Here is a 13,066-nt window from a genome sequence, read left to right as displayed (position 1 = left end):
TTTACACCCTCTTCTTTGTTAATTTAAGTAATACTTTGCTCAAGCTTTCTTCCGTAAGATCCTCTGCATCAGCAAAATCTGATACCATAAAAGCGGACTCTGTTGTTGGTTTATTTATAAGTTGACGAAGATGCCTCAACATACCATCTGCTATCAATTGAATTTTTAATTTAGAAAACTGTTCTCTACTATACAACCAAACAAAATGTAACTTTTCATCTTTCACCATTCCAATAACATCAATTAGATGAGATGGTTTGGAATCTGGAGCATGATCTAAAAATGTAAATCCTGTCTCTTGCATAAACAAAGATTCCCTTGAGAAAACCTGATCAAATTGGCCCAAATAGTTAAAACTTATTGAAGGCTTTTGCTGATAAAACGGAAGTAATCCTTTATTCAAGTAACGTAAAATACCATAGTCAACTCCACGATTCGGAATTCGACGCAATTGTTCTTTGACAGCCTTTAACCCTTCAATAGGTGTTTGAGTTCCTTGAAAATTGAGATGAACGGGATAAATACTCGTGAACCAGCCCACTGTCCTTGATAAATCAATACCTTCAATTACCTCTTCTCTTCCGTGTCCTTCTAGATGAATAGAAACCGTTTGCTGATTTGTACAATCGACGATAGCTTGTCCTAATGCCGTTAATAGTACCTCATCAATCCTTGTCTTATGAGTTACTGGAACTTCGTGTAACAATTCATGTGTTTCTTCTATTCCTAAAGTCCCTGTCACTTGATCAATCGATTCTTCTGTTGTTTTTTGTATTGGATAGTCCATTGGAATTTTCATCGTTTCTTTTTCTACTTGTTCATTCCAATAATCTTGTACTTCTTTCGAAATACCCGAATCACTGTACGTCTGGAGTCGTTCAGACCATTCTTTAAAAGAAGTACTTTTCGCAGATAAGCGAACTTCTTGACCTTGTTTCACCTGGTTATATACCGTCTGTAAATCTTCCAATAGAATCCTCCATGATACTCCATCTACTACTAAATGATGAATCACCCAGAATATTCGATCATTTCCAGTCAAGTTATCCTCAAAGTACACTACTCTCATTAACGGACCAGTAACTAGATTGAAACTAGCTTGATTAATGTTCATCTCTTCTTGTATTATTGTATTCCACTCTTTTTCATTAACTTGATTCCGTTTTACAACATGGAGTACTGACAGCTCATCAGTCCCTTCATTTCTCTGCCTCCACGTTCCGTTTGGTAACTGTTTGTACCGGAAACGTAAAGCATCATGATGTTTGAGTAAATTTAATATCGCTCCCTCTAGTAACTTCACATCCAATCTTTCTTTTACTCTTAATAGCATTGATTGATTCCAATGCTCCAGATGTGGATGTTCTTGCTCGAAGAACCAACACTGAATTGGAGTAAGAGACACATCACCTATCACAATTCCCTGCTCCGCTTGTACTCCCTGCGTTTTTATAGCCACTTGTGCCAGCTCAGCGATAGTTGGGCATTCAAACATTTGCTTTGGAGTAAGTTTTAACCCCACTTGACTTGCTTGAGATATGATTTGAATACTGAGAATCGAGTCGCCACCAATTTCAAAGAAATTATCATAGATTCCCACCTTTTTAACACCTAATACTTGCTTCCAAATGGTAGTCAGTGTCTGTTCGTTACTATTCCGAGGGCCAACAGATTCACTATTAATCTGCTTTTCCTCCGGCATAGGTAAGGCCTCACGATCAACTTTACCGTTAGCTGTAAGTGGAATAGCTTCCATCACCACAAATCCCGAAGGAACCATATAACTTGGTAGTTTCGCTTTAAGATACTCTCTCCACGCATCTACATTTCCATCTCCTACAACATATGCTACTAATCTTTTATCGCCTGGCTGATCTTCTCTTACTATTACAACTGCCTCTTTTACAGATGCATATGTATGTAAAGTAGACTCAATCTCCCCAATCTCAATTCGGAAACCACGTATTTTAACCTGATGATCAATTCTTCCACGATAATCCAGATTTCCATCTGGCAAATACCTCGCTAAGTCTCCTGTCCGGTATAATCTCGCTTTCGGATCACTACTAAATGGATGAGATATAAAACGCTCTGCTGTTAATTCAGGTCTCTTTAAATACCCACGTGCCAGTCCTGCCCCACCAATATAAAGTTCACCATCAACACCTATAGGAACAGGTTGTTGATAAGCGTCCAGTATATACACTTCTAAATCGGGAATCCGCTTGCCAATATTACTTCTTGAAGCATGCTGCACATCTTCTAGAGTAATTGGATAGTATGTAACATGAACGGTAGTTTCTGTAATTCCATACATATTAATTAACTGTGGTTTTTTATCCCCATACCTTTGAAACCACGGTAATAAGCTAGTAGGTTCTAACGCTTCTCCGCCAAATATGACATAACGCAGTTGCAAATTTTTATTCATATCTTCTTGTTCACACACTTGTATTAATTGTCGAAATGCGGAAGGTGTCTGATTTAGAACTGTGACTTCTTCCTCCACCAATAATTGATAAAAATCCTTAGGTGATCGACTAATCCAGTACGGAACAACAACTAATTTTCCACCATATAATAATGCTCCCCAAATTTCCCATACTGAGAAATCAAATGCATAAGAATGAAAAAGCGTCCAAGTATCTTTTTCATTAAACTGATACCAACAATCCGTTGATTTAAATAACCGAATGACATTGTGATGCTCTATCATAACACCCTTTGGATTCCCCGTTGATCCCGAAGTATAGATCACGTATGCTAAATTTTGGGAACTGACATCAGAAACCGGTAAAGTCTTACTTTCTTTCCCAATCTCATCTTGATCACGATCCAGGCAAATCGACTCAACATTTTCTGGTAAACATTTCAATTCTTTTAAACTTTCTTGCGTTACGAATAACTGAATGCTAGCATCTTCTAAAATATATTGAAGTCGTTGCTCTGGATATGTTGAATCAAGTGGAACATAAGCCCCACCAGCCTTCAAAATCCCTAAAATACCTACAATCATTTCGAGGGAACGTTCAACGCACAGTCCCACTAAAGTATCAGGTCTTACTCCCTTTTTCTGCAAATAATGAGCTAACTGATTTGCGCGTTCATTAAGCTCTCTATAAGTAACTTTTTCTTTTCCATACGTAACTGCAATATCGCGTGGATAGTTCAACGCTTGCTGTTCGAACAATTCATGAATAGTTACTTGAGATGGGAAATCCAGCTTAGGATTGTTGAACTCAACTAAACTTCTTCTTTTATCTTCATCAGAAATGATTTCGATTTCAGCTACCTTCTGCTTTGGTTTTTCAAAAGTGTTTTCCATTATCGCTAACATCACGTTAAAAAAACGTTTTATCTCTTCCTTAGAAAATAGCTCCTCACGATAATCAATATGTACATGTAAAGAGTCAATATCAATTAGATTTTCAATATGCACTGCAAAATCTTGTACCTCTTCATGGTTTGGAATCCATAGTGAGTCACCACTTTCATCACGATCCCTATAATCAATCGTAGTTCCGAAAAGTCTCACATTACTATTATTCTCTTTATTAATCTGCTTTAATAACAAATCAAATGGATATTTCTGGTGTCTCAATAATTTGCTTTGTTTTCTGGATACCCTACTAATAAATGAAAGTACTTCTTCTTCCGGATCAATATCCATTCTTAAAGGAACTGTACTCACCATCATTCCAATCAATTTTCGCTCCATTTTAGTCATACGATTGCCGTAAGCCATTCCTAAACCAATATCAAGCGAGGAGGTCCACCGATACATGGACAACGAGAAAGCAGCAACAAAAAAAGTATATAAACTAATTTTGTAATCTTCAGAAAATTTCTCTATCTTTCTCTTCAAATGCTCCGTTAATATAAATGTCTCACGTGATGCTTTGGTACTAGCTTGGTACGTATTATAGGGCTTCAATCCAGTCACAGATGGCAGTGTTTTAAATTCCTCTAACCAGAATTTTTGATCTTTTTGAAAGCGACTACTATTCAAGTATGTTTGTTCATTAGTCAGAAATTGAACATATGAATTTTCACTTTCACCTTCCTCATTCTCGTTATACATTTCATAATAATATTTTGCAATCTGCTCAGTAAATATTTGAATTGATAAACCATCCATAATAATATGATGAACATTTCCAAAGACTGCACATTCGTTATCGTTTAATTTTATTAAAGCGAAATAGTATAAATTTGAATTAAATAATGTAAACGTTTCTTTTGTTTTCTGCTCAATCCATTCCTCAAGCAAATTTGTATTCTCCACATTACTGAAATCAAAAAACTCAAATTCTTGTTCTTCATGTTTAATAAAATATTGTTTCGGTTCCTGATGCCCATTTTCTTTTAACCTAATGCACAGACCATCATTTTCACTAATGACTCGATTCACAACTTGGTTTAATTTTGAATAATTCATTTTTCGATGAAGTTTAAATAAAAATCTTAAATTACATATTCCTTTATCAGAATGAATAACTTCTGTATACCATATTCTTCGCTGCGGATGGCTTAATGAATAACATTCCTCATTGGTCATAAAAATCTTCCCTTCAAAAATTATTTGCTCTTATAGGTTCGTGTTTATGTTTAGCCCATAAATATTTCTGCAGTGAAACTCCAATTACTCCAATGATAACAAGCCCAATCCCTCCATAAACATAGAGTTGAGTTACTCCGAACAAATGTACTAATGGACCACTCATAGCAGGAGAAATAATTAAAACTGCGTTTGTTAAACTGCTTTGAATACCAAATACTCTTCCTACTTGATCTTGATCGGATTCTATTTGTAAAATGACTTGATTAGATACAAGCATCAGCCCACTTCCAATACCAGCGATAAAACTAATTAAATAGGCCAAAACGAAGACCGTACCGGGCGTTATCAAACCAATCCCCCCAAAACCAATTCCCATTAAAACCATACCTCCACATACTACCCAGCCATATTGAAATTGTTTTAATTTCTGAGTTAGTAATGCACCAAGTATTCCGCCAAGACCAATAATAGAAATGATATATCCCATTTTACTTTTATCATGTGGGAATAAGCTCTTAAATAAAGTTGGGAATTGTGAGTCTACTAATTGTAATACTGCCATGGCTATTGTAACGAAAATCATAGTTGATAATATTATCCGATTAGATAACACATAACCCCACCCTTGTACCCAAGCGGTCCAAGTACTTTGTTTTTGCTTTTCAACAAATTCTTTCGATATAGTTTCTTTAAATTTTATTGTGGGTATCAGAACTAAGGTAGCTAATAAACAACTTATAGCTCTTATAATGAGGCAGAACTCTGGTTGAAACCAACTCAGCAACATGCCCCCTATAAGTGGGCCCACTATTTTGGTACCCTGCTCTACTATTCCGTTGATACTTACTGCTTTAGTAAGCAAATCCGGAGAGACAATCTGTCTTGTTAGTGTTTGCTGTGCAGGATAATAGAAAACAATAAAAATGGAACGAATCATTAATGCCACTAAGAGCCAGTGGATATCTTGTACAAATAAAAGAGCAATCGTTATTAGACCAACCATTAGATTACAGAACATCATAATTGGAATTTTTCTAAAACGATCTGCAATAACACCCGCCCATGAGCCAAAAATAATTCCTGGAAGTGCATATGCAACAGGAATCAATCCAATCATAGTAGGATCTACTTCCCATTCAAACCCAACTATAGTCATAATCGCTAACATATCAATAAAAACACCAAGCATAAGCAATGAATAGGCAGAGAAAACTTGTAAATAAACCCTATTTCCTAATAGGCCTTTTGAATCAATAGTTTTCATAAAAGCAAGCTCCTTAGGTTACTAATATAAACACCTTTGTGTATAAGGTACCCCTTTATTAAACCTAATTAATCATTATAAAGATTTCACCTAGAATTTAACTTCGTCAAAACCTAGACTAATCTCAAGGTTTAGCGTATTTTAAATAGTCAGATAAATTTAAGTGCACCTATTTCTTCGTCTTTATATCAACTTTTACAAAATAGCCCTTTACCTTACACTAAAAACAGTTAAACATTAACTTAATATAACCATTTACAGTTGTTGCACATTCAATTCACATCCTTTTTAAAGTTGGCTTTTTTCTATCTCAAATACTATCACACAAATATTTCACCTACTATATTCATAAAGTTGAAATATTTGAATCAGAAAATTCGGATAAAAAACCAAATCCACAAATTATAACAAACTATTATTTAGTTATATTTTCATTTTATAGATAGCTTTAACCATAAGAATATTAAGAATTAAGTTTTTTAATTTTATTAACATAATAGTTTATAGAGACTATAAATCCTACTAAATAAAAAGGTACATATACAATAAAGTATATGTACCTTTCCCTATCCTACATATTTTCTATTCAAATTAATCTCAATAACTAAAATAGATATTAAAAATATAATACTAACAATTACTAATGCACTCATAACAAAGATTGAATAATATATAGTATTGATTTTTTTACATTTACTACCTATTTAACTTATTGGACATTACTGCTTCAAAAAAATTACACATTATACGCAATCGGGATAAATCCCCAAAATATGATTTGACTATGTTATTATATAATATCGTTATGAATCTCTTATAAAATATAATATATTTTAAGGTAATGTAACATCAGTTTTTCTATAAAAGAACTTAATTTTTATGTAGTACGAATTTATTTAGTAATATAATATATTAATTTAGGTATAAGAATGTTTAAAGATCACCTATTTCCGTAGGTGATCTTTTCTTGTGATACTGCATTTGTTCACTACTGTAGAAATATATCGTAGATACACTTTATTTGCTAAATTTTTAGTTCTTTCTATTTATTAAAAAACATAGCTTAATACAATTAATATCATATTTGTTAAATTGCAAACAATTATTTTGTCTTCTGTACAGGCAAACTACTAAAAATCAATTCAGCAACTTTTACATATCCTTTTGAGTTTGGATGAATTAAATCCTTAGACCAAAGCGTATTGTCATTAACTAAATGATGATTCCAAAAATCAACATGATGAAGCTTATACTCTCTGCTCAGTGAATGAATAACTTCATTTGCCTCTAATAATTGTTCTTTTATTACTTGTTTTTTTTCAGAAGCAAAAGGAAGCCTAACTGTAAAATCGGGAAGGTTTGCTATAATAATATCCGCCCCTGCTTTACTTAATGTATCTATCATAAATTCCATATCGTTCTTATATGCATCATGATTCCAACGTCCTTTTAAAACATCGTTTGCCCCTGCAATGAGACTAACCAAATCTGGATTAAAAGTTAATGCCTTTTCCAATTGCTGCGAGCGAATTTCTTTAGTTACTAACCCACGCTTTGCAAAATTGGCATATTCTATATCTTTTTCACACAGTTGAACCAAATGATCTACCCAGCTTTTTAATGCAATTCCCTCAACTTCATCCCCTATCCCCTTCGTAAAACTATCACCAATCGAGACAAATCGCTTCCACATATCTATTCCCCCTTTTTATTATTCATATCTATACTATACATTAGCTCACAATGTAATTGTTCTTTCTAAATGTTTTTGATTTCAATTATATTCCACTTTATTATATTTACATTTAGAATCCAAAATTGACCGATTCCTAAGTATACTTAGGAACCGGTCATATTCATATATTTACTAAAGAAATGAAGTTAAACTTTAATCAGTAGAGGTTTTCTTCATCCCTCACTGATTATTAGTTGAACCAATTGGGCTTTTACGGACAGTTAATTTCCCACCTAACTTCTTTGCTCTCGCTGAATTTTGAAGTGAAGGGATCTTACTGTCCGGCAAATAGCGGGATATAATCCCTCTAGGTATTATACTTTTTTCAAAAAATTTGAAGTTCTTTGTTTTGCCCAGTTGATACATTTCTTTTCGATTAAATGATACGAAACTATAGAAAAAAGTAGTGTCATTGTAATGCACAAAGTAAGAAGGAAAAAGATAGGTATCTTTGTATACAAAAGTTTAAATAGTACCATCATGATTGGAAAATGACACAAATAGATACTGTATGAAATTTCTCCTAAGTATACAAACACACTCTTATTTAAAAGTATTTTTACTTTTAGGTTACTCATAACCATTATAATAAATATACTAACCCCCATTACGACACCCCAATCTTTTAATAAGAAAGTAGTATCATTACGGGAAAAACCATAAATTAAAATGGAATATAAATATAGAATAATTCCTAAGGCAATAAGAAATCCTTTTTTAAATTTTTTCATATTCCTATATGAGTAGATAAGTTTTTCCTGATGCTTAAAAAGTAACATTCCAACCATAAACATAGATGTAAAATGCAGTGTATCGGCATAACCATTATAAAATCCTTCAGCTTTCCCAATATGCAACATATTAAGAAAAACACTAATTAAAGAAAAGCTCAAAGCAAATAGTATCGTTTTCTTCCAATTCAGTTTATAAAAAAGAAGGAATAACAAAGGAAACACAATAGATATACGCATTTCTTGAGCCAATGACCAAATAACTGGATTATAATTTTCCGTAAAAAAGTTATTAAGAAGCACAAAGTGGTTTATAATATCTAATTTTGTTATAGACCCTTGCCACCTATCATAGAACCAATCCCGTAGTCCTACCACTTCATATGGCGAAAATAAAATAAATAAAACAAAGGTAACGATTATCCAAAAATAATAAGGAATATAGATTCTTACAAATCTCTTAATTAAATATCCCCAATAATTTGTTTTTGAATGATAAAGTGCCATAGATAACACAAAACCACTTAGTACATAAAAAACGATAACAGCTTCCCCACCCGCCCATAAAAACCTAAGCGGGGAAAATTTAATAGAATTAGGCAACGATGGTAGCATTAAACAAAAATGTCCAAATACCACAGTAAGTGCCGCTAACCCTCGTATGGAATCTAATTCTTTTATTCTCTTACTCATAAAATGTTCTCCTTGTAAATTGTAGATTTTTCTTTTCATAAAGGCCACTATGCAAATGTAGTGGGAGAATTGTACATATTGTTTCTTTAAATTCCTAATATAAGCAGTACAAAGTTAATTTGACCTCCATTTCTTTATATACATAATTTAAAACAAAATATTTAATACAAAGAAAAGATTTTATTAAATTTTTATAAAGTGAAACTTTAATCAGTGGGGGTCTTACTGCCCGTTAATGCGGGATAAAATCTAATTACAGTAATACTTACCGGATATTATTTTATTATTGTCATTTGATGGAATAATGGGTGGTTTTTCATCATGTAACTTTATTAAACTAACCTTGCACCAAAATCCTTTAAATCGAAAGATTCATAATAAACGCCATCCTTTTTGATTATATAGATACAAATTTATTTTAGCTTAATAGCAATACCAAAAATTCCGGAGGACCAAATTTGTAAATCAATGCAATCTTTAATTCCAAGCCGTCCACATAAAAATCTATAATACTTTGAAACTGTTTGTTTGAAACTATAAAATTAGCTTTTTACTATATCAACCGTACTATCCCACATACCGCTAAAAAAAGATCCTATGTTACGCATAAAACGTGTAAACCAATTCGCTTGTTCTATATCAGATTTTGTTACAAGGTCTACTTGTAATGATTTACCTGATAAGAACCCAGGATCTGTACTATCTTTAGGCGAGATAATCATCTTACTAATTGTTACACCTTTTTTAATAGGCGCTTCTTGTTCCGTATTCAATACTTTAAATTCTTTTTTATAAATGTCTTTGTTGCCCTTCGGCATTGGAAGTGAAACAGCTTGCTTCGTTTGAACTACTACATCTTTGTCTTTTGCATTTGCCACTCGAACTGTTTCATGTCCTTTTACTACTGAATCTTTTCCGTAGACATTCTTCACTTCAAAATTCGCAAATCCATAATCGTATAATTTCTTTGTTTCATCAAAACGTGCCGTATGAGATTTTGCTTTTATCACTACAGAAATTAGGCGCATACCGTTTCTTTCTACTGTACCAGTGAAACAATCTCCCGCTTCTGGAGTCGTTCCTGTTTTCAAACCATCTACACCTTCATATTGCCTAATTAAACCTTTTAACATCCAGTTAAAGTTCGCCATATCAATTGGATATTTACCACCCTCTTGGAATGTTTTTTTAGGAATTTTTGCAGTATTTAATATTTGGGGAAAATCTTGAATAAGACGTTGTGCTAAAATTGCACAATCCCTTGCAGACATTTTATTTTTCTCGTCTAGAGTCGTCCCTTCTAGGTGATATCCTTTTAAATCTTGATTTGTTAAGCCTGTAGAGTTTACAAACTTATAATCTTTCATTCCAAACTCTTTCGACTTATCGTTCATCATTTTTACAAAATTGATCTCTTTACCAGCAATCTGTTCAACTAAAGCAATTGTTGCACCATTTGCAGAGTAAATTGCCATTGCCTCATATAACTCTTTTACCGTATAAGAGCCACCACTTTCTAATGGAACATTTGATAATGAACGATCTTGCGAAATCTTATGTGCATATTCAGAGATTTTAACTTTTTGATCCCATTTAAGTTTTCCTTTATCCACCGCTTCATGAACTAAGTATTCGCTCATCATTTTTGTCATACTAGCAATTGCCAATGATTCATCTGCATTTTTTTCATATAAAATTTTTCCGGAATTTGCTTCTATTAAAATTGCTGATCCTGCTTCAACGTCTATAGCAGGAATTGTTTCCGCTGATGTTCTTCCAAATGTAACGACCATGCTACAAAATAGTGTAAGCACTGTTACTATTGTAATAAATCCCTTGCAAAACATATCTTTCACTTCTGTTACCTCCAATATTTTTGTACTCAAAAAACGTTGTTCTAACATAACCCTTCAAAAAATAGACAGCGTTATCAAATTCTATATACATATAAGACATTAGGACCACTTTCATATAGAAACCCTTTTAGACACACTGACACATAGTATTCCCACACATATCCCTCTTTTTAATACCTTTGTATTTTTCAAAATGATTCGTACTTTCATATTTTTTAGGATTACACTTAATAGACAATATAAGTAATACATTTGTTCCACATTTACAAAAAATAAAAAACTACATCCTATACTGGATGTAGTTTTTCTAACTGATTTATTTATTTTTCACTTGATTTTTATAAAAAGCAAATAATGGTTCGATGGATGGACTAGATAACAGCGGGATTGCCTTCTCAATCAATTTCCTATCCCAATCAAACCAACGCATTTCCATTAATATATTTATCTCTATATCAGTGAATCGTTTCTTTATTTCCTTAGCAGGATTTCCACCAACTATTGTATACGGCGGAACATCTTTACTTACGACAGATCCTGCAGCAACAATTGCTCCTTCACCAATAGTAACGCCAGGCATTATTATTGCATTCATTCCAATCCAAGCATCACTTTTAATGACTGTATCGCCCTTCGGTTCATATGAATGTTCAATTTGCTCAGCGAATGGATATACTGTAATCCATTCGGAGTGATGATTATGATTACCACCCATTAAAATGACTACTCCACTTGCAATACAAACATAATTCCCAATAATGAGTTTATCAAGATGCCATCCCATCTGTTCAATTGGATTGAACAGTGCTTGGGACTTAGCATCCCCCCACAAATACCTTACACAGCCATCTTCAAAATTTTGATGACCGTAATAACCTGAATAATAGGAGTACTCTCCTACCTCAATGAGTGGATTTGTTACTATATCTTTTAAATACTTCGTTTCTGACCAATGATTATATAATGGATGCTTCATAACTTTATTCCTCGCTTCTAAGTATTGTAGATCTTTGTAATTCACTTAGAAGCTTAATACGACTGCTACATTTTTTAGCTTTCTCAAACGACGAATCATTATATTCAAGCCTTTCTTTTATAATAAAAAAATCATAACGTGATAAATTACATAAGTCAAATTGTAAAATTATGTACTGAAACTTAGAGTGTGAATTGAAATTTAACATTAAAACAATCGAGTTTTCAAATAACAAATCCCAATTACATATGATAAAGATTTCTTAACTATACATCTAACTTCTTTCCTGCATTAGCCGTAACTTCCTCGATATAGTCCTATTACATTTTAATTTGTCTGATAAATCAATAAATGTTAATATGCTTATAGAAGATATTATCATCCATTAGATTTCACAGCTAGTTTTTCACAAAAACGATTTCTGAATCCTTAAGTAAATAGGAGGTTTAGAACATGAAACTTTTAAGGCAATCAACAATTATTGGAGCATTAACTGTTGGAGGATTTTTATTTTCGAATACAATTGCTACACTCCCACCTGTGTCTGCTGAATCGCAACTTACACAAAAAGAATCACGATATTCAGATAATTGGCGGTGGCAAAGCTATTTTTTATTACATCATAATGCAGATTTTATAGAAGAGTTAGCAGTTGGTGACTTAAAACATGGAGATACATTCGATGTTACTATATTTACTGGTGGTAAAGATACTGGTATTGTAAAAATATATCAATTGAGTGGAAATGAAAATGATGAAATAAACTTGCATAGATATAAAACCATTTATGACTCGGGTTTGAAACATAATTATGGTAGATTTGTAACACCTATTACTAAGGCTTATAATCCTGGAACATATGTAGCTGTTATGAAACTTGGAGAAAATTATTATTATGGAGGCAGCTTTAAAATCTCAAAATAATTAAATCTCATCAAAAAATATTTGATACTATTTTTATTGGACAAAAACCATTTTAAAAGCTCCTCTACCTTATATTAGATAGAGGAGCTTTTTAATTATTTGCCCTTTTTAAGGTTAAAAAAATGCTTACTCTCTTTATAAATTAGCATTTTTATTCAATAACTATTTCGAGTTCTTTAAGTTCTACAAATAGAATATGCAATAGTGCATATTTTATTTGTTCACTCTTTAAACATACGATAATTTGTTTATAAAAATATTTAAAATTAGTATTGGAAGGAGAATATTACATGTCTTTCTATTCTTGGTCTCCTCTTATTTTCTTA

7 protein-coding genes are annotated in these 13,066 nt (G+C 32.6%); 1 reads left to right on the top strand and 6 read right to left on the bottom strand.

Features of this window, described 5'->3' with window-relative positions; all coding sequences use genetic code 11:
* Position 1: 1 nt before the first annotated feature.
* The 6 genes from ACSG5Z_RS04760 to ACSG5Z_RS04735 form a co-directional block, all read right to left on the bottom strand.
* Positions 2-4,558, bottom strand: coding sequence for a non-ribosomal peptide synthetase (locus tag ACSG5Z_RS04760; protein ID WP_435710793.1), 4,557 nt, complete (start codon positions 4,556-4,558; stop codon positions 2-4).
* Positions 4,559-4,571: 13 nt separating this feature from the next.
* Positions 4,572-5,825: an MFS transporter gene (locus ACSG5Z_RS04755; protein ID WP_000848289.1), complete on the bottom strand. Its 1,254-nt coding sequence runs from the start codon at positions 5,823-5,825 to the stop codon at positions 4,572-4,574.
* Positions 5,826-6,927: 1,102 nt separating this feature from the next.
* The gene (locus ACSG5Z_RS04750; RefSeq protein ID WP_435710790.1) at positions 6,928-7,518 is read right to left on the bottom strand and encodes an SGNH/GDSL hydrolase family protein; all 591 of its coding nucleotides are present in this window, start codon (positions 7,516-7,518) and stop codon (positions 6,928-6,930) included.
* A 356-nt stretch (positions 7,519-7,874) separates the two neighbouring features.
* On the bottom strand, positions 7,875-9,023 hold the full coding sequence (locus ACSG5Z_RS04745) for an acyltransferase family protein (RefSeq protein ID WP_327970830.1): 1,149 nt from the start codon (positions 9,021-9,023) through the stop codon (positions 7,875-7,877).
* A gap of 503 nt (positions 9,024-9,526) precedes the next feature.
* The gene (locus ACSG5Z_RS04740) at positions 9,527-10,840 is read right to left on the bottom strand and encodes a D-alanyl-D-alanine carboxypeptidase family protein (protein ID WP_435710788.1); all 1,314 of its coding nucleotides are present in this window, start codon (positions 10,838-10,840) and stop codon (positions 9,527-9,529) included.
* A gap of 316 nt (positions 10,841-11,156) precedes the next feature.
* Positions 11,157-11,816, bottom strand: coding sequence for a CatB-related O-acetyltransferase (locus tag ACSG5Z_RS04735; protein WP_435710787.1), 660 nt, complete (start codon positions 11,814-11,816; stop codon positions 11,157-11,159).
* Positions 11,817-12,269: 453 nt separating this feature from the next.
* Here ACSG5Z_RS04735 and ACSG5Z_RS04730 point away from each other — a divergent pair, with 453 nt between their 5' ends.
* Positions 12,270-12,740, top strand: a complete 471-nt coding sequence (locus ACSG5Z_RS04730) for a DUF5065 family protein (RefSeq protein WP_098146841.1) — start codon at positions 12,270-12,272, stop codon at positions 12,738-12,740.
* Positions 12,741-13,066: the final 326 nt, after the last annotated feature.

It is taken from the genome of Bacillus pretiosus (genome assembly GCF_051294775.1).
Lineage (GTDB): Bacteria > Bacillota > Bacilli > Bacillales > Bacillaceae_G > Bacillus_A > Bacillus_A wiedmannii.
Note: the sequence above shows the minus strand (reverse complement) of the source record. Positions and strands in the feature narration are given on the sequence as shown.